Consider the following 18,839-nt stretch of genomic DNA (forward strand, 5'->3'; position numbering starts at 1 on the left):
TTTTTAACGTTTCATGCACTATTTATTATTTTATCATAATCCGCCTGGGACCGCCCATAGAATGGAATAAGGAAACCGCTGGACAAGGCGTTTCCGACCTCCTTGGGAAAGGACTGGGGTTCATGAGCGTGTTTTTATCCAAAGCCATACTGGATTTCTTTATCGCTTTCGGCATCGTGCTGGGGGGTGCGATGGTCGGCGGGATCGGTGCGGTCATTTCGCTGCAATCACCGACACACACCATGCTCGAAGTGGCCGATCGGATTAAAATATGGGCGATGGCGGCGGCAATCGGCGGGACGATCGATCCGATGCGGGTCATCGAGAGCAATTTTATGGGCGGCAATCTTTCCCCCGCCATCAAGCAGGTTCTGTTCCTCCTCTTCGCCTTCCTCGGCGCCCACATGGGCAGCGAGCTGGTCAAATGGGTTTGCGGCGGCAGGGAGTAGCCGATGCGAATTCCACCGTTCAGCCGATACCGCCATTTCTCCCAGATGACCGCCGTCTTCGTCTTGGGCGCCGTTATCGGAAGCGTCGTGTATAATTCGGTGTTCCACTCCAGCTTTGACATGCTTTGGGCGTCCAATCAGGACCTGGAGCTTCGGATCCAGCAGTACGAAGACGACATCAAAACGCTGAAAAAGTACAACAACCAGCAGACCGTGATCAAGGAAATCAAAATCCGTGCGGAACAGCAGGATCCACCTCTCGATCCAGTCATCGTCAAGGAAGTGATCAGCAAGCTCGGCGAGGATCTGGAGGTGCTGCGGGGCCGGGACATTTTCGATATCGACGAGGACAGCAAAATCGCCCGGAACCTCCTCAATCGCAAAATTTACAGGGTGCGCGATAAGGAATATTCCATCGAAATCAAGACGATGCTGGTGGCGGAGGGCGTGCTCCAGATCTGGATCGACATCGAGCCTCAAAGTGTCGCTTCGGTCGGCAAATCGTGATACAATGAGGAATATTGAAGCTATTGACAGTAAAGGAGCTGCAGCATTCGATGATTTCCGTCATCCGCTATTGCCTATTTGCGCTGCTGGTGATTACCTGTTTATGTTCCGCTTACTACAGCTATCGCGCGCGGCGTACCGCCGATGTCCGTGAACGGGGCTTGTACGGCTCGAATATGAATATCTGCCTTGGTATGATGCTGGTGGTACTTGCGCTGATCTGCATGTTCATTTTCCATGGATCGACCGCCGCGGTCGTTGTCGAGGGGCTGTTCCTCGTCCTCGGGGCGTTCAATATTTTCGCGGGTATCCGCAACCGGGGGCATTTCAGCCGCATGAAATCCTCCGATACGAAAGCATGAACATCGTGTTACAAGTGCTTAGCGAACCTGAATCTTTACATGCGTGAAAAGGACCACTTTAACGCGCGGGAGAACATCAGGGCCACACACAACAAATAACCGGCCGTATCTTTGATCAAAGATGCTGCCGGTTATATTTATGTCTGCCTGTATACGTGCTGCTGTATACGTATCTGGGCGGGTCATAACCTCCAGAGCTCGCTTTTACGGTTCGAGTTTGGATTGGCTTCATGTACATGCCGCACCATGCCGTTACGTCTATCCGCCAATCCTTACCGTTATCCGTGCTCGATGGAATGCAGCGTCAGCACGGCTTTGGCTACCAGGCTGTCGTCATGCTGCATTTCGATTTCGATCTTGCACGTCCGCCGGCTCGCCTCCAGCAATCGCGGCATGACGGTCACCGGATCCTCGATCTGCACCGGACGGACGAAGTACGTCGACATGTTATCCAGGACAAAATCGTTCCCCGTCATATCCTTCGCCGCCCGCAGCGCCGCCTGCGTCATCACCGTGGTCAGGATGCCTTCCGAAATCGTGCCGAGGTCCGTTGCCATCTGCGGCGTAATAAAGCCGTGGAAAAAGAGGCGCCCCTCCTCATCCCGCTCATCCGCAAATCCATTCCAGATCAGATGGTCGAACGTCTCGCCGAGCTGCGGCTGCTTGCGGGCGTCGCGCATGGCTTGAAGCACTTCCTTCCGCGACACGGTCGCGACCAGCTTGCGGTTGCGGTCGACGATCGGCAGAAAATCCACGCCCTCCCACATCATGAGCTGTGCCGCAGACGCGAGCGAGGTTTGCAGTCCGGCCGTGACCGGATTGCGGACCAGCAGCTTTTCAATGCTCTGCCCATCGGGCAGGTCCTTCATATCCCTCCGGTTCACGATGCCGAGCACCCGGTTCCACTCGTCGATGACCGGCAGCCGCAGCTGTCCGGTCTGGTCCGCCAGCGCCTTGCACTCCGCTACGGTGCTCGACAGCTTGAGGGCATGAATTTTGGCCCGGGTGTTGACGATGTCTTCCACGATCATAATTTTCTTTTTGATCAGCCGGTCGAAGATAGCCCGGTTGATCAACGATGCCACCGTAAACGTGTCGTGGCGCGATGAAAAAATCGGCAGGTCGAGCGCGTCGGCCAGCTCTTTAACCTCCCGGCTCGTTCCGAATCCGCCGGTGATGAGCACCCCCGCTCCCTGCTCCAGCGCCAGCGAATGCGCGTCGGCCCGGTTGCCGACGATGAGCAGGCTGCCCGCGTCGATGTAACGGGCCATGGCATCCACCTCCATGGCGCCGATGACGTATTTATGCAAATGTTTATTGAGTCCATCCGCTCCGCCGATCATGTGGCCCTCCACAATCTCGACCACGTCGGCGAAGGTGAGCTGCTCGGAAATATTCCGCGGCTTCTTCTCGACCCGGACAGTGCCGATCCTTTCCTTGGTCACGACGATGCCCAGGTTTTCGGCGTCCTTCACCGCGCGGTAAGCGGTCCCCTCGCTAACGGACATTTCCTTCGCCAGCTTGCGGACCGAAATCTTGGTGCCAATTTTCAGCCCTTCGATATGCTGCAGCAGCTGCTCATGTTTTGTAATCGTTTCATCGCGGCCCTCCAACTGTTACACCCCCACGTTTCTATCTGTACCATACTGTACTATTATATCATGGTTGGAGCCGGAAAATAACAACACAAAAAAAGCCGCCTAACGCAAAAACTTTGCGCAAGACAGCTTTTTATCGCATTTATACATTTTCCTGCCGCTGCTGTGTTTCCTCCGGCCATTTCAGCTGCCACTGCTGCAGCTTGGCCTTGCGGATGCGGTCCAGCGCTCTTTGCTTCTCTTCGTCCACCCCAAGCAAATAATGCAGGTGCGAGCCGATTATCAGAAAGGCAAACACGGCCCAGGCCGCTCCGAACCCGGAAGCCCAGGTCCATCCGCCGCTGAAGTTGATCCGGGGCAGAGCGTACACCAGCATCGCCAAAGCGAGAAGTAGATAAATGGAATGCTTCAGTTTGCTTCTTTTTTTCATCTCATCGCAGCTCCTTCATTTGGTAACTCTATATTTCTACTCTATGAAGGGGTCCGCGAAAATATGAGAAAAGTTTTGTCCACTTTACAGGCTTTGTCCCCCATACAGATGCTGGAGGCTGTCCGAAATGATTTTATTCACGTCCTCGATGATCGTGCTGAGGCGGCGCTCCGCTTCAAACAACCGGCGGATGTTCAGGTTCAGGCTGAGCACGTCGAAAAGCTTCTCCATCTTCTCCATCTCTTCCTGGGATGGCATATCCCCGGACATCATCCGCTGCTGAATTTCCATCTGCCGCTGGCGGAAATCCTCGAGCATTTGTTTGCTCTCCGGATCCGCTTCAATCAGGCTCATCGCCGAGCTGATCTCTTGAACCTCCGAGCTTTCCTTTAGGGCTTTGGCCAGATCGTGCGCTTTGTCATAAATGTTCATAGGTTGTCATTTCCTCCTTAAATTTGGGCAGTAACGTCAATCGACGTGTTTTATGGAAGACGGACCGCACCCGCGCGGAAGTGATTCCTGCGATAATCGCAAGGTTAGCTTCGATCACAGCTTAAAAATCCGACCGTCTCCGAAAAAATGAAGGGCTGAAATCCCGGTTTTTATAAAAGTGGGTCAATCACCAAGGGATATATGTCCTCATATGATGCATTACATGCAATATTGCAGATGCTCCTTATCTGCCCTGTAGACATCAAGTTGTTGTTGGAAGGAGATCCACGATGTCCAAAAAAAAGCTTCCGGTCCAAACGTTCAGCCCGGGCATTGTGAAAGAAAACACCGTCATGCTCGGCGAGAGACTGATCAAACAGTGGAAGATTCCCACTGACCGGCCTCTGCAGCTGTCCTTTGGTTCCTTTAGACAAGAGATCACCGTTATTTCCGCAGCAAAATATTCCGGCCTACGCATCAGCGAGCCACTGGCCCGCAGAATGGGCTTAGCGTCCCGTCCCGTACTCCGAGCGGCATACAGCCCATCCAGCAAAACGCTCAGGCTGGGTCCGCTCATCAGTGTCCTGATCAGCCGGGATTATCCTGACTCGCCGGAGAAGCCGTTCGGTTCCATTTCCATGTTCTGCAGGGAACTCGTCAACGCCTGCCGCAAGCAGGGTGCATACGTATACTTCTTCACTCCGAATCACATCACCGAGAGTGCAAGCAGCATACAGGGTTGGATCTATGACGGCGGATGGCGCCAGACAACTATGCCTATCGCAGATGTCATCAACAACCGCCTGACGACACGCAAAATGGAGAATAAACCTAGCGTACAGCATTTTATGAAAGAAGTAAAATCCCGGTACGGGAGCCACATATTCAACGAAAAGTTTTTGGACAAAAATGAAGTGTTCGACACGCTGAAGCAGGACTCCTCCTTATCCCGGCTGATGCCGGAATCGCACCTGTTGACCGGCTATTCCATCCTGAAGAAGATGTGCAGCCAGTATCCGGTCGTGTTTCTGAAACCGGTGCGGGGCAGCCTCGGCAAAGGAATCATCCGGATCTCCAGGCAGTCCGACGGTACCTACCAAACATTGGCTACATCGGTGGGCGGCCCCAAAAAACAAAGCTATCCCAGCCTTAACAAACTGTTTACCAACATTTCCGGAAAGATGAAAAGCACCCGCTATCAAATCCAGCAAGGCTTGACGCTCATCGACCACAGCAAACGGCCCATCGATTTCCGTGCACTTGTCCAGAAGAACGGTCTCGGCAAATGGAGCGTGACCTCCGTCGTAGCCCGGATTGCGGGCGGGAACCATTTTGTCTCGAACCTCGCCAGAGGGGGAACCCTCAGTACCGTAATGGAAGCTGTAAACCGTTGCGCCCTCCCGCCGGCTGTTAAAAGCACCGCACACGCCAAGCTGCAGCGGGCTTCGCTGGACATCGCCAAAGGCTTGGATACGCTGCTGCCCGCCCACTTCGGCGAGCTCGGCATCGACCTGGCCATGGATGCCACCGGTAAAATATGGCTGCTTGAAGTGAATTCCAAGCCTTCCAAAAACGACAATACGCCGCTCCATGAACAGAAAATAAGGCCATCCGTCAAACGCCTGCTGGAATACTGCGCCTTCTTGTCAGGGTTTTAGGAGGTGCAGCGATGAAAAAAACCACGATTGGTACCATTGGGATATTAAGCTCCTCCGCACCGGGCTCCACTCCCTTCTCGGGAGAAGGTTACGCCCGCCGATTGGCTCTGGCCGGGAAAAAATACGGAATTCAGGTCGTCGTTTTTTGCCCAGATGGCGTGCCGAAGGGTCAGGAGAGCATCCAGGGATATATTTTCAGCAATGGGACGTGGCACGCAGCCACGGTCCCCTTTCCGGATATCGTCTACGACCGCTGTTTTCCCCAGCGCGGCAGCGAATACCGGGCAGCGGCAAGGCTGTTGGCGGACGCTCCTACTGGGAAGAGATGGATTTTGTGGTCCCGGGGACTTCCCGGGAAAGGGCACGTCGACCAGGTGCTCCGGAAGGAGCCCGGCCTGCTGCCGTTTCTTCCCCCGACTGCCGTCTATCGCGGAAGCAGCCAATTGCTGCGCTGCTTGAGTTCATATAACGGCGAGCTGTTTATGAAGCCGATGAGCGGATCGCAGGGAAAAAACACGCTTCGCGTCACGCGTCATGCCCTGGACGGATCTCTAACGATCCGAGGAAGGAGTGCAAGCAACCTGACATTTGTGAAGCGCTTCGACGATACGCACTGCGGCCTGGCATGGATCCGGCGGTTTACGGGGGACCGTTCGTTCCTGATTCAGCCCTTCCTGCATTTGTACAGCACAGACGGCGCCCCTTTTGACGTAAGAGTGCTGATGCAAAAAAATGAAACGGGTTCGTGGATGCATACCGGCATGGCGCTGCGCCTGGGCAACCCGGATAGCATTACCTCAAACCTTCACGGCGGAGGAAAACCTCTGTCTGTCCTGCCTTTTCTGACCGAACAATTCGGGGCCGACCAGGCAGAACACATAAGGGATCGTCTTCATAATCTGTCGGAGAAGATTCCGCCGATTCTGGAAAGCCGTTATGGCCGGCTCGGAGAACTGGGTATCGATTACGGCATTGATACGAAAGGGAAAATCTGGCTGCTTGAAGTCAATTCCAAACCGGGGCGCACCTCCTTCCGGCACATTGGGGAACCAGGCAGCGATGTTCTCGCTACGGAAAATCCGCTCCGCTACGCCCGCTATTTATTGCTTCGACAACTTAGGAGGGTAAATTGATGAGTTTGACATTTTGTAATGTTCATTTTTCGCAGCAGCCCGAGAAAGTCGTCTACATTTCGAATTCGCTGATGAAAAGCCTCAAGCTGTCCGGCAAAAAGAATATTCAGCTCCGTCTGGGAAAAGACATGGTTAACGCAACCGTTAAGCCCATTAAAAAGACGGGTAAGCATCTCTTCCTCAGCTCCGGCGTCCGAAGCGGCATTCACGTTCCGAGCGCCGGCGGGGTCATGCTGAGAAACCTCCAGGAGGACGAAGTCCAGCTCGGTCCTCTGATCGGCGTGCTCTCGGATGGACCCAGCACGTCACCGTCACAGCCGTTCGCTTCCCGGACCGCCTTCATCAAACAGCTTCTCCGCGAGGGGAAAAGGAAATCGTATATTTTCGCCTTTACGCCCAGGGACATCAACTGGCAGCAGGAGACGGTCCGGGGCTATTTCCTGAACGAGAACGGCACCTTTTACCGTAAAACCGTTCCACTGCCCGATGTCGTCTACAACCGCCTCCCGAGCCGGAAAGCGGAAACCTCCTCTTCCATCAATCAGCTCAGAGAGCGGCTGACCCGCAAGAGAATCCCGTTTTTTAACTGGAGCTTCTTCAACAAATCCGACATCTACCGCCTGCTTGAAGACGACAATACCGTAAACCGGTACGTGCCCGAATCCCATATCAACCCTTCCCCGGAACGGATCAAGGATATGCTTGAAAGGCATCAGTTTCTGTACTATAAGCCTTCCGCAGGCAGTTTGGGAAAAGGCATCTACCGTTTGACTTACCTCCCGAAAAGGGGATATTTCGCCCGTTACCGCAAGGGAGGCGGCAATGTCCTGCTCCGCTTCAGCAACTTCAACAGCTTGATGCGGATGCTTAAATCCAGACATGGCCGTACCCTGGAAACGTATGTCATTCAGCAGGGGATCCGGCTGGTCGAAATCGACAACTGCCCGATCGACTTCCGCTTTCATATGCATAAGAATGGCAACAACAAATGGGTTGTTGTCGGTGTCGGCGCCAAAAAGGCTGGCCGCGGCAGCGTAACGACCCATCTGAAGAACGGCGGCTCTCTCCTCACACCTGAACAGGCATTGAGCCGGACCTTTGGCGACAGATCCGACGAGGTGCTGCAAAACGCCAAAAAGGTCGCCATTACCCTGGCCGAAGCGATCGAGTTCCATCACCAGCACCTCCTTGGCGAGATCGGCTTTGACCTGGGTATCGACCAAGACGAGAAAGTGTGGATGTTTGAAGCGAACGCCAAGCCGGGCCGTTCCATTTTCAGCCATCCTTCCCTCAAGGCGGAAGGCAGGGCATCCGTGGAGCATATTCTTGAACACTGCCTGTATTTGAGCAAGTTCCGCAGGAGGGATGTGGAGTGAACATCCGAAGTCATACCGACAACAAACCCGTAGTGGCCATCCTCACCATGTCGGATTCCCACGGTTATTTCCGGGGAAATCAATCGAATTTTGAAGATATTGTCAAGACAGGACAGAAAATGGGATTTCCTGTCTATGTCGTCACAGCTAAAGATCTAAAGCTGACGGAGGATCGGATCAAGGGATTTACGCTGAATGAGGAAGAGACCTGGGAACAGCAGTATTTTCCGCTGCCCCAGGTCATCTATAACCGGATTCCGCAGCGTGAAGACGAACTCCGGCCCGCTGTGCGCCAGAAAATCAAGGAATGCATGAAACATCCATCCATTTCGCTGTTCAATCCGCACTTTTTTAACAAATGGCATCTGTTCGAGTGGCTCAGAAGCTCCAAAGCGACGGAGCATCTGGTACCGAAAACCAAGCGCTTTACAAACGTGAGCACGCTGCAGAAAATGCTTGAGCGTTATCCCTGCCTCTACCTCAAGCCGGAAAGCGGAAAAGCCGGAAAAGGCATTATGATGCTGAGATACCAGAGGGACAAACTGCTTCCTTACCGGCTCAAGGTTCAGCACCACCGGTCCAGCACCACGTACAAAACGCGGAATCTGTACCGCCTCTGGGCACGGATCAAAAGCGAAACCGGCAGCGCACGCTACATTATTCAGCAGGGCATCGAGCTCGCATCCGTCAACAACCGGCACTTTGACCTCAGGGCACTGCTGCAAAAAAACAACAAAGGCTTATGGGGCGTCACCGGCGTCGGAGCCAGGATGGCCGGTTCGAAGAGCATTACGACCCATGTGCCGAGAGGCGGCACGATCGAGGATCCCAGCAAGCTCCTATCCGATGTATTCGGATCCGAGATGTCTGCCGTGATTCTGAACCGTGTCCGAACGACGGCGATCATCATCGCCCGCCAGATTGAGAAGGCTTCCGGCTACGAACATGGAGAGATGTCGATGGACCTCGGGATTGACGAATTAGGAAATATCTGGTTCTTCGAGGCAAACGCCAAGCCGATGAAATTCGATGAACCGCATATCCGGAAGCGGTCTCTCAAGCGAATTTTCCAATACAGCGAGTATCTCTCCAATCAACCTAAAATGTAATCGCAAGGGAAGTGATGAACAGGTGCAGATCTTAACGATAACCCCCACCCGCGAAGATTGGCTGCGCCAGCACGCCAAAATCCTCAAATTTGTGTTTGAGCATGGCGGGAATCAGGCGGCGCGCGCGGAGTTCATTCTCCTTGCCCGATTGAAGGCGGAACAGCTCGCTGCGCCGGGAACCTCGCTTATGGCCGCAACGGTCCGGTGCGAAGACGGGGAACGTCTGGCTGGCGTCAGCTTTGTATCGGGCTACGGGACCGAGGGTTGTCTCGTCGTCGTCCATCCGCTATACCGCGGCAGAGGGGTCGGCACCTCCCTTTTAGCGTCGCAGCTGCGGCAGTTAGGCACCGTGCGATGCGAGGCTCTTCTGAGCCGGCTTCCTTTTGTTAAAATGTGCTTTCGCGCCGGGCTTCACGCCGTTGCCATCAACCAGGGGGCTGCCGGAGAGCCTGCCCTGGTCATGGAAGGGACGTGCGGAGTACCGGATGATACATCCATAACTCTGACCCAAGAAGGTGATCCCCTGTGCCGCTACCCGTGTTAGGCATCTTGACGCTGTATCTGAACGAGCATAAGCATTTGGAGGAAAAACCGATCTATCAGAAAATGATCGTTGAAGGCGGCAAGCTGGGACTTGACGTATTTGTGTTTACCCCGATGGACGTCAGCGACAGCAAGAAAAAAATCTTTGCAATGGAATACGACGCAAAGCAAAAGAAGTGGACCCGGCGATGGAGAAACTTCCCGGATATGATTTACGATCGGTGCCGCATCCAGAAGAGCCCCCGCTTTGCCCAGCTTCTGCAGTTCCGGAGCCGGTACAGCAAAATGCTGTTTCTGAACAAACCGCTCCGCAACAAATGGACCATTCACGAGGTGCTGTCCAAAAAGGCGGAATTCCGGAAGTTTCTGCCGGAAACGCGCCTGTATCATGGACTGACAGACGTCCACCAAATGCTGAAGAACAGGTCTGTCGTGTTTTTAAAACCGATCAACGGAACCGGCGGACGGGGTATTCTACGGATCGAAAAATTGAAGGCCTCTCCCCAGTACTACATTCAAGGACGGAATCAGCAGCGGAAAATCATCTCTCCGCAAAAAATCCACGCTTCCCGGCTCGGCTCCATCCTGAGCGGCTGGAATATGAAGGACCGGTATTTGATCCAGGAAGGCATCGCGGTGGAGCTTCCCGACGGCCGGGTTCATGACTACCGCATGCTGGTGCAGAAAAACAAGGAGGGGCATTGGCAGCTGACCGGCATTGCCGGCCGGGTGGGGGCGCCGCGAAGCGTCACCTCCAACCTGCACGGCGGCGGAAGAGCTGTGCCCGCTCATCAAATGCTGTCCTCTTGGATCACAGACGAGGAGCGGCGGCAGGAGGTGATCTCGACAGCAGGCAAGATGGGCGTGGACATCGCCGCTTATCTGGAGCACCAGTACGGACCGCTGTGCGAGCTGGCGCTCGATCTCGCCATCAACCGGAAAGGCCGGATATACCTGCTCGAAGTTAATCCTAAGCCTGCGAGGGAAGTATTCTCCCAGATCGGCCAACCGGAACTGTACCGCACGGCCATCACCAGACCGCTGGAGTACGCCCTATGGGTTTACAAGCAGAAGACGGAAACCGCCGACACAAAAGAAAACAAACCGCAGCCCTAGCGCGGTTTGTTTTTCTTTATATGCAGCTATGATTCCCTTCGAAGGCGGCTTCATCACGGTTTACAGCGATGAGGCATACAGCCCCAGAAGTTCGTCGAACGAACTAATGAGGACATCAGATCCTGCCAGTTCTTCAGGGTTCCCAAACCCGGCGTATTGGCATCCGATGACGGCGAGGCCGTTCTTCCGGCCGGCTTCCACATCTGAAGAGCGGTCGCCCACCATCCAGCCCGTGCTTATGCCTTCGCGCTGAAGCAGGAATTCCACCAGATGTACCTTCGATTTGGTTCCGTGCTCCCCGGCACTGTACAGGCCGTCAAAAAGATCCAGAATGCCGTGCGCATCCGCGATCCCCTTTACGTAATGCTCCAGTCCGTTGCTTGCGACATACAGACGCACGCTATGATCCTTCAACCGGGCCAGCGTTTCCTTCACCCCGGGATAGAGCTCGGTGTCACCTTCCTTGAGCCCTTCCAATTCCAGCTGGAGAAGGAGCTCATTGGCACGCGCATGGGCACGCTCGCTGCCGTCCGGCATCACCACTTTCCAAATATCCTCCAGCAGCATCCCGAGACTGCCCATCATCCGTTCCGCCGGAGGCGTCGGTGCCGTATACAGCCCCTCCTCCCGCAGCTTGTCGAACAACCGCTCATGGGCCGGCAGCAGCAGCGACTCCGTCTTGAACAGCGTGCCGTCCATGTCGAATAATATCGCCTGCGGCCTGTTCAATGTCTTCTCTTTGTCCATCGGTTATCTTCCCTTTCATGGCCTGCATTCGTGCGTAATACATAGTATCACCTGATTACATGCCTATGATAAGGGAAGCGCCAAGCCTTGTAAACTTCGATCGATTTGAAAAACGCACGCGATTCTTTAGAAGAACCGTTTTTTGCCCCGGTCATCCTTAATGATTTCCACGGCCTCCCGGAACCGGGTCGAATGGACGATTTCCCGTTCCCGAAGGAACTTGAGTCCGTCCTGCAGGTCGACGTCATCGGTCATGTCAATAAGCCACTGGTATGTAGCCCTGGCCTTTTCTTCTGCGGCGATGTCCTCATATAAATCGGCGAGCGGATCGCCTTTGGCCTGAATGTACGATGCCGTCCATGGGACCCCGGCTGCATTCTGGTAAAATAAAGCCTTGTCATGATTGACATAGTGGTCTGCGAGTCCAGCCGCCTTCAGCTGATCCGGCGTCGCATCTTTTGTCAATTTATAAACCATAGTGGCAATCATTTCCAAATGGGCGAATTCTTCCGTGCCGATGTCGTTGAGAATGCCGATGACCTTATCCGGGATGGTGTACCGTTGATTCAAATATCTCAAGGCAGCGGCCAATTCCCCGTCGGCACCGCCGTACTGCTCCAAGAGCAACCGGGCCATATATGGATCACACTTGCTGACCCTGACCGGATACTGCAGCTTTTTTTCATATATCCACATGCGGGACACTCGCCTCCTTTTGATTCATTTTGCCGGTTACACCTGCCAAGGCCAAGGGGCCTGCGGCCATTCGAACGGGAACTTCGAATAGGCATGGCCGAAATGCATCAATGGTCCATAGGACTCCTGAAACTCCCGGACGATCGGGATCCGCTCCTGGGCGAGCCGATTGTACTGCTCAATGCTTTTTAAATCGTCCGGATGGGTATCCAGGAAGAGGTTCAGTTCGACCAAGGCGAAGTCAATCATCTGCAGCTTTTCAAGCAGCTCATAATAGCGCTGATCCACCGCTGGTTTAGACTGGTTCTCCATCACTCCCCACCTCCTCCACTCTTTTGCTTTTAGATTCATAAGGGCTGTAAAGGTTCGGCCAAAGCGTTCCCAGCTTCAGCGCCTCGGCAAGGCTGAATTGCGGCCAATCCAGAGGCTGGAACACGATATACTGGTTGGGCGGGACGACGTACGTCCTGTAAGGCAGCGGCGGGCACGGATCAAACGGGCCAATGAAAGGCTTATACACTCGTACCTGTGAGTTCACCACTTGCTCCTCCTTTTGTTGTCCATACTAAAGTCGCCGATTTCCGCGAGAAGGCGAAAAATCAGACACTCTTCGTAATTAAACATATGACCCATCCGCGGAATCTGAACAAAAAAGTTCATGGGACAACAAAAAGACCCCTGATTTGCGGTTGATTTACCGCCGAGGGGTCAGTGCAAACGGCTCTAGTAACTTTTGTCGAAGCGCTGTATGTAACGCGAGCCTTTTATGAGAAGATACACCTTTAAAATCTGATCTTAATCTGGAATAGTCCCGCTTTCCGGACCGCCGAATAAATAATGACCACCAGCGGCCCGATAAACACGCCGATCACACCGACGAGCTTGAAGCCGATATACATGCTTACCAGTGCTGACAGGGCGCCGATACCGACCGAATCGCCGATGATTTTAGGCTCGACCACCCGGCGGGCGATCGTAATGACCCCAAACAGCAGCATCAGCCCAAAGCCGGTATAGGAGTCGCCCACGATAAACAAGTACACCGCCCAGGGAATCAGCACCGAGCCGACCCCCAGAATCGGCAAAATATCGACGACCATGATCAGCAGGGCGATCGCCAGCGGGTAATGAATGTCGAGGATGAGCAGTCCCGTGAGCGTCAATACATAGGTAAAAGCGCTCAGGATCATCTGGGCCTGAATAAAGCCGAAGATCGACCGCTTCAGGCTGTGCAGCACCTCGTTGATCTGGTCTTGGGTCTCCTCCTCAAACAGGGATAGAATCCCTGCCTTGATCGTCTCCAGCCCAAAGCTGAACAGATAGACGGCGACAAAGAAAACCACCAAAAACACAAACGTGCCCGGGATGCCCTTGGCAAAAGATAAAAAGGTTGACGACAACGAGTTGATGAGCGACTCGGCGTATGACGTCAGATTAGTTAGCATTTCCCTCAGGCTCTCGGCCAGCTCCGGCTGAAACCGGTCAAACAGCCCTCTCGCCTGGATCAGCGTCGTCTGTACGAAATCGTCGGCCGACGCAAAGTATGCCGGCGCATTCTTCCAGTATTCCAGCAGCTGGGCGAAAACCTGAAAACCCAGCATGTACACCAAAAGAAGAATCATGAGCATAAACAACGTACATGTCAGCGAAGCGGCAGCGATACGGTTCCATTTCAGCCTCCCGATCAGCATCCGGTTGATCGGCTCCAGCGAAACGGCCACGAGCGCTGCCAGTACAAAGGGGGCGCCTGCCGTAAACAGCAAGTACAGCAGGAGCAGTCCCACACCGACGAACACCAGCTGTCTGCCAGTCATGCTTCACTCCTTAATCCCCGTTATCCGTCCCTTCCTGTTCCTCCTCGTCGATGACTTCCGTATCGGCAACGCGGTGAATGTTAACCCGGGTAATCCGGAGCTTGGTCGATTCCTCGACCTCAAACATGAAATTGCTCACCTGGACCTTTTTGCCTTTTACCGGATTGCCTTCCAGCTCCTTGAACAGCCAGCCGCCAATCGAATCAACCTCGTCATCCTCGATGATGACGCCGGTCAGATCGTTGACATCCTCGATCAGCATCCGTCCGTCAACCGAGATGACATCCTCCTGGATTTCGACATCGGGACGCTCGTCCTCAAATTCGTCATAGAGCTCCCCGACGATTTCTTCGAGGATTTCTTCGGCTGTCAGCATGCCGGCCGTGCCGCCGTATTCGTCGACAACCAGCGTCAGCTGGGCATGCTTCTTCTGCATGAGGCGCAGCACATGGCTGATTTCCATCGACTCCGGCACGTTCAGAATCGGACGGACCAGCGTGGTCAGCTCCTTCTGATGCTCGGCGTCGGCCAGGAGAAAATCGGTAATATGCACAAATCCGATAATCTGGTCCTTGTCCTCCACGGCAATAGGATAACGGGAATGCTTCGTATCACTGATGATCTGCAGGTTCTCTTCCAGCGTATTCGTCGTGTACAGGCAGTCCATATCCGTCCGTGGGAGCATAATTTCGCGCGCCAGCAGGTCGGAGAACTCGAAGATGTTGTCCATCAGCTTCATCTCGTCCTTATCGATGACCCCGCTTTTGGCGCTCTGATTCATTAATATGCGGATTTCCTCTTCAGAATGCGCAGCTTCTGCTTCGCCGGCCGGATGAACGCCGAACAAGCGAAGCAATCCGTTGGCGGAAGCGTTAAGCAGCCAAATAAAAGGAAAAAATATTTTATAAAAAGCCATCAGCGGCGCGGACAGCAGCAGTGCGGCCCCTTCCGTCTTCTGAATGGCAAGCGACTTGGGGGCCAGTTCCCCAAGCACGATATGTAAGAAAGTAATGACACAGAACCCGAGCACCACGGATACGGTGGCGATGAGCGTTCTGTCGGTAATTCCCATTTTATACATTAAAGGCTCTACCAGTAGTTCCGAAATGGCCGGCTCCCCGATCCAGCCGAGACCGAGGGATGCCAGCGTAATGCCGAATTGGGTAGCGGACAAATAAGCGTCCAGTTTGTTGTTCACTCGGAGCGCATAGCCGGCCAGCCGGTTGCCTTCACTGACCAGCTGCGTCAGCCGGGACTGCCTCATTTTTACAAGCGAAAATTCGGCGGCCACAAACACGCCGTTAAAAAATACCAGCAGCAGAACAAAAAAGAGGTTTAACAGCAGTTTGCCTATTTCTAACTCCCCGTCCAATGACAACGCCCCATTTCTATAATAAGTTCGCTTTTTTTACGGTAAAATCGGTATCTTTATAATACATGTCCTTCACGAGCAGATTCGGCCCACAGCAGCCTGCGGCGTCGCAGTGGCAGTTCACCGTCTTGTTCAGCGGATGCCCGGTCTGCCACGCATTAAAGATGTCGTCGAGGCGGCCGGTTTCAATATTGCCGAACGCCGGGATATCGGAAAAGTCGGTGACGTAAACATCGCCCGAGAACAAGTTAACATTGACGCGGTTGCGGCCGTCAGGATCGTTACGAACAGTGACGTTCGGCGCATCCGCAAGCCTGCGGATCAGCTTCAGATCTTCGTGAATATCACTGCACGCGAAGAACGGCAGCGTTCCGAACAGCATCCACATCTGCGGATCACGTACATCCAGCAAGCTGTGGATCGCCCTGCGCGTCTCCTCCAAAGAAAGCACCGGAAGCCCCGTAGCAAAATTGGAGGCATACATCGGATGCACTTCGTGGCGGCGGCAGCCCATTTCCCCTATTAGTTTGTGAATTCCTGCAAGCTTTGTATGCGTCCGGTAATTAATCATGGACTCTGCCGAAATGAACATGCCCGCTTCGCTCAGCTTCAGGGCGTTATCCATCATTTTGTCATACATGCGGTAGGCGGTTTCCTTCGGAACGGGATGGTTACTGTTGGCGAAGCCCACCTCATGGAAATCGTCCCCATTCAAATAGTTGAACGAAATGTGCATCACGTCAAGGTATGGGAGCATCGCTTCATATCTGCTGATATCCAGCGTCAAATTGGAGTTGATCTGCGAGCGGATTCCCCGGTCCTGAGCATATTTGAGCAGAGGCACGATCACCTCTTTCACGGTCTTCTCCCGGAAGGAGGGCTCGCCTCCGGTCAGGCTGATCGTCTGCAGATGCTCCACCTCGTCCAGACGCCGCAGCATCAAATCCAGCGGAAGGAACTCTGCCTCTTTCATGACGAGCATATCGCCGACCGCACAGTGCTCGCAGCGCATATTGCATAAATGCGTCACCGTCATTTCGACACTGGTCAGCACATGTCGGCCATATGTACGAAGGGATTCAATCGGATCCCATGGGTCATTGCTCGGAGATAAGGGGGCCAGTGCACCCCGGGTATTTACAGTATTCATTATTTACTCACCTTATTTCTTTATTTAACCCAAAACACGGTTTTTGTGTAACCTTTATTTTCCAGACCAGAGCTATCCGGTTGTCTCAGGATGAACTTGTCATTCCTTCTATCATACCATGAAGCGCGAAAAATCTCTCTGTCAGAATAGGTATGCCGGGACATGAAGAAAAAAGACCCCTAAACCGGCGGCTTCTGCGGGCAGCAGGGAAATCGAATTTCCACCGCATCAATCACTGCCTGAAACCGCTCGCTTTATGGGTCTTCTGTCATGACACTTCGTAACTCTTGCTCCCCTAATCTCCGAGGACACCGTCAATAATAACGGAGAGCGACTGGGACAGGTCCACCTCGTAAGGTGCCTGCAGCGGTGCCCCTTCCGGATCCTGCAATATGCGGATCACGGGACGATGGGGCATATGGGCGTGAATTTTCGACACCACTCCCGTTTCCCCGGTACTCAGCTTGACCGACAAGCCTGGCGGATAGATCGCCACCTTATCCCGGAACAGCTCCAGCTTCTTTTGGTCGTACAAGGTACCTGCCCCGCCGTAGAGCACTTCGGCCGCCTGATGCGGCAGCATCGCAGGCCGGTACACTCTATGCGAGGTCATCGCATCGTAGGAGTCGGCGAGCGCCACCCATTGGGCATATTCGTGAATATCGTCACCCTTGATTCCACGCGGATAACCGGATCCGTTAATCCTTTCATGATGCTGAAAGGCGCAGTGCGCCGCCAGGAGCGGAATATTCGGCTCGTCCTTCAGGATTTTAAAGCCGATTTGAGCATGCGCCTGCATGAGGCGGAATTCCTCATCGTCCAGCTTTTGCGGCTTGAACAGCACTTTTTGGGGAATCTGGGTTTTCCCGATGTCATGCAGCAGCGAGCCCAGCCCCAGCACCATCAGCTGGTCCTGCGTATAACCGCTCGCGATCCCCAGCACAAGTGAATATACGCACACATTTAAGGAATGCTTATATAAGTAATGATCTGCGGTGTTCATGTCCATCAGCATGATCATGCAGTCCTCTTGAGAACTGACATCCGCAAGAATGGACTCCATCACCTTGGAGAACTGCTTTCCGAGATGGTGATACCCCCCTGTAATCGGAGAGGCTTCGGATAACCGCTGAAAATTGACGCGAATATTCTGAAGAGCCTGACGTCTCGTTTCCTCCCGGAGCATTTCGGGAATATCGATGCCTTCCGTCAGATGATCTTCCACATAAATATAACCGATGTCCAGCTTTTGCAGGCGGCTGATCAGCAAGGAGGTGAGCTCCACGCCTTCCGCGAGAAGTACAACTCCCTCGTCGCTGTATATTTTTTTGCCGATCTTCATTCCCTGCTGCAGCATCGGAACGGGTACCAAACGCAACACGATCCACTCCTGCCTAAAATCACGGCCACCCGGTTATTGTTCCCAAGGTCCGTTTACCTAGTTTCCCCTGCCATCTATGTAGCCCAACCACGTTATGCGAATTTGTGAATTACATTACTGTCCTTGAATCAGCGCATAACGAACAGCCAGAACACGGCGGCAAGCACAAACCGGTAAATGGCGAAATGGGTCAGACGGATTTTTTGAATCAATTTCATAAAAGCAAGCACGACGACATACGCCACCACAAAAGCCACGATAAAGCCGATGGCGAACATGCCGATCGTATCCTTGGTCATATACTTGTACGAATCCAGCATCTCATAGCCGGAAGCGGCGCACATGATCGGAATGGCGATCAGGAACGAGAAGTCAGCCGACGCCTTGTAGCTTGCCCCGCTCAGCATCCCTCCGGAAATCGTGGAACCCGAACGCGAGAATCCCGGCCATACGACGGATAAAATTTGATACAGCCCTATCATCAGCACCTGCTTGTACGACAGGTCATCCATCGTTTCGGCGGTGATTCTGGCTTTGGACTTGTTAAACCACTCGGCAAAAATCATGAAGATCCCGCCCACGATCAGCGCCCAGATTACCGTATTTGCGCTGAACAGGCTCTTGATAAAGTCCCTGGCAAAAAAGGCCACGATGAGTGCGGGGGCGATCCCGATGATGACATGCAGCAGATTCAGCTTCTTGCCGGACCGCAGGCTTCCGGATTCGGGCATGGTCCGCTTGATGCCCAGCAGATCCAGAATCCGTCTCCAATAGACGAGGGCAATCGCCAGAATGGCCCCCAGCTGAATGACGATTTCAAAGGTTTTCATGATGGGGTCCTGCTCATCATAGCCCAAGAGCTTGGACGTTAATATCATGTGCCCCGTTGAAGAGACCGGAATAAATTCCGTAACCCCCTCCACAATCCCCAAGATAATTGCAGTAATGGTATCCATTTCTTCCTCC

At 53.6% G+C, this 18,839-nt stretch carries 21 protein-coding genes; 9 read left to right on the forward strand and 12 right to left on the reverse strand.

All coding sequences use genetic code 11. The features are described from left to right. The first annotated feature begins 122 nt into the window (after positions 1-122). Genes FHS19_RS18935 through FHS19_RS18945 form a run of 3 tightly spaced genes read left to right on the forward strand, consistent with a single transcriptional unit; the run spans position 123 to position 1,318 of the window. Entirely contained in the window at positions 123-449 is a 327-nt protein-coding gene (locus FHS19_RS18935) for a YtrH family sporulation protein (RefSeq protein WP_076170474.1), read from the forward strand. Positions 450-452: 3 nt separating this feature from the next. Then, positions 453-956: a sporulation membrane protein YtrI gene (locus FHS19_RS18940; RefSeq protein WP_183583397.1), complete on the forward strand. Its 504-nt coding sequence runs from the start codon at positions 453-455 to the stop codon at positions 954-956. A 23-nt stretch (positions 957-979) separates the two neighbouring features. Continuing rightward, positions 980-1,318: a YtpI family protein gene (locus FHS19_RS18945; RefSeq protein WP_312887265.1), complete on the forward strand. Its 339-nt coding sequence runs from the start codon at positions 980-982 to the stop codon at positions 1,316-1,318. A 278-nt stretch (positions 1,319-1,596) separates the two neighbouring features. On the opposite strand, the gene FHS19_RS18950 is transcribed toward FHS19_RS18945, so the two are convergent. From FHS19_RS18950 to FHS19_RS18960, 3 genes are all read right to left on the reverse strand, one after another. After that, positions 1,597-2,931: a DRTGG domain-containing protein gene (locus FHS19_RS18950; protein WP_183583398.1), complete on the reverse strand. Its 1,335-nt coding sequence runs from the start codon at positions 2,929-2,931 to the stop codon at positions 1,597-1,599. Between the two features lie 127 nt (positions 2,932-3,058). Next, complete coding sequence (locus FHS19_RS18955; RefSeq protein WP_183583399.1) at positions 3,059-3,346, reverse strand: hypothetical protein; 288 nt, start codon at positions 3,344-3,346, stop codon at positions 3,059-3,061. Between the two features lie 84 nt (positions 3,347-3,430). Further along, positions 3,431-3,778 carry a YlbF/YmcA family competence regulator gene (locus FHS19_RS18960; RefSeq protein WP_089545814.1) on the reverse strand — a complete coding sequence of 116 codons (348 nt, stop codon included), beginning with the start codon at positions 3,776-3,778 and terminating at the stop codon, positions 3,431-3,433. A 290-nt stretch (positions 3,779-4,068) separates the two neighbouring features. Between FHS19_RS18960 and FHS19_RS18965 the strand changes: the two genes are divergently transcribed. The 6 genes from FHS19_RS18965 to FHS19_RS18990 are packed head-to-tail and all read left to right on the forward strand — an operon-like array spanning position 4,069 to position 10,713. Beyond that, positions 4,069-5,436, forward strand: coding sequence for a YheC/YheD family endospore coat-associated protein (locus tag FHS19_RS18965; RefSeq protein WP_183583400.1), 1,368 nt, complete (start codon positions 4,069-4,071; stop codon positions 5,434-5,436). An 11-nt stretch (positions 5,437-5,447) separates the two neighbouring features. Beyond that, the gene (locus tag FHS19_RS18970) at positions 5,448-6,569 is read left to right on the forward strand and encodes a YheC/YheD family endospore coat-associated protein (protein ID WP_183583401.1); all 1,122 of its coding nucleotides are present in this window, start codon (positions 5,448-5,450) and stop codon (positions 6,567-6,569) included. After that, positions 6,569-7,945 (forward strand): YheC/YheD family endospore coat-associated protein, encoded by a 1,377-nt coding sequence (locus FHS19_RS18975; RefSeq protein WP_183583402.1) that lies wholly within the window; start codon positions 6,569-6,571, stop codon positions 7,943-7,945. The genes FHS19_RS18970 and FHS19_RS18975 overlap by 1 nt, the downstream gene beginning before the upstream one ends. Before the next feature lie 2 nt (positions 7,946-7,947). After that, complete coding sequence (locus FHS19_RS18980; RefSeq protein ID WP_183583955.1) at positions 7,948-9,054, forward strand: YheC/YheD family endospore coat-associated protein; 1,107 nt, start codon at positions 7,948-7,950, stop codon at positions 9,052-9,054. Between the two features lie 22 nt (positions 9,055-9,076). Continuing rightward, positions 9,077-9,598, forward strand: coding sequence for a GNAT family N-acetyltransferase (locus FHS19_RS18985; RefSeq protein ID WP_183583403.1), 522 nt, complete (start codon positions 9,077-9,079; stop codon positions 9,596-9,598). Then, positions 9,580-10,713, forward strand: coding sequence for a YheC/YheD family endospore coat-associated protein (locus FHS19_RS18990; RefSeq protein WP_183583404.1), 1,134 nt, complete (start codon positions 9,580-9,582; stop codon positions 10,711-10,713). The genes FHS19_RS18985 and FHS19_RS18990 overlap by 19 nt, the downstream gene beginning before the upstream one ends. A gap of 60 nt (positions 10,714-10,773) precedes the next feature. Here FHS19_RS18990 and FHS19_RS18995 read toward each other — a convergent pair whose 3' ends face one another. The 9 genes from FHS19_RS18995 to FHS19_RS19035 form a co-directional block, all read right to left on the reverse strand. Beyond that, entirely contained in the window at positions 10,774-11,460 is a 687-nt protein-coding gene (locus FHS19_RS18995) for an HAD family hydrolase (protein WP_183583405.1), read from the reverse strand. A 126-nt stretch (positions 11,461-11,586) separates the two neighbouring features. After that, a complete protein-coding gene (locus FHS19_RS19000) occupies positions 11,587-12,156 on the reverse strand; it encodes a manganese catalase family protein (protein WP_183583406.1) in 570 nt (189 codons plus the stop codon). A 36-nt stretch (positions 12,157-12,192) separates the two neighbouring features. Continuing rightward, complete coding sequence (locus FHS19_RS19005; RefSeq protein ID WP_076170486.1) at positions 12,193-12,468, reverse strand: spore coat protein CotJB; 276 nt, start codon at positions 12,466-12,468, stop codon at positions 12,193-12,195. Beyond that, complete coding sequence (locus FHS19_RS19010; RefSeq protein ID WP_145136083.1) at positions 12,452-12,694, reverse strand: spore coat associated protein CotJA; 243 nt, start codon at positions 12,692-12,694, stop codon at positions 12,452-12,454. Before FHS19_RS19010 ends, FHS19_RS19005 begins: the two co-directional genes overlap by 17 nt. Positions 12,695-12,938: 244 nt before the next feature. Next, the gene (gene ytvI / locus FHS19_RS19015; RefSeq protein WP_183583407.1) at positions 12,939-13,970 is read right to left on the reverse strand and encodes a sporulation integral membrane protein YtvI; all 1,032 of its coding nucleotides are present in this window, start codon (positions 13,968-13,970) and stop codon (positions 12,939-12,941) included. A gap of 10 nt (positions 13,971-13,980) precedes the next feature. Beyond that, a complete protein-coding gene (locus FHS19_RS19020) occupies positions 13,981-15,342 on the reverse strand; it encodes a hemolysin family protein (protein WP_183583408.1) in 1,362 nt (453 codons plus the stop codon). Between the two features lie 16 nt (positions 15,343-15,358). Further along, positions 15,359-16,492 (reverse strand): radical SAM/CxCxxxxC motif protein YfkAB, encoded by a 1,134-nt coding sequence (gene yfkAB / locus FHS19_RS19025; protein ID WP_183583409.1) that lies wholly within the window; start codon positions 16,490-16,492, stop codon positions 15,359-15,361. Between the two features lie 295 nt (positions 16,493-16,787). Continuing rightward, entirely contained in the window at positions 16,788-17,870 is a 1,083-nt protein-coding gene (locus tag FHS19_RS19030; RefSeq protein ID WP_246426742.1) for an HD-GYP domain-containing protein, read from the reverse strand. A gap of 131 nt (positions 17,871-18,001) precedes the next feature. Continuing rightward, entirely contained in the window at positions 18,002-18,829 is an 828-nt protein-coding gene (locus FHS19_RS19035; RefSeq protein ID WP_183583410.1) for an undecaprenyl-diphosphate phosphatase, read from the reverse strand. Positions 18,830-18,839: the final 10 nt, after the last annotated feature.

Origin of the sequence: Paenibacillus rhizosphaerae, assembly GCF_014192015.1 — a bacterium.
GTDB classification, from domain to species: Bacteria; Bacillota; Bacilli; order Paenibacillales; family Paenibacillaceae; genus Paenibacillus_AQ; species Paenibacillus_AQ rhizosphaerae.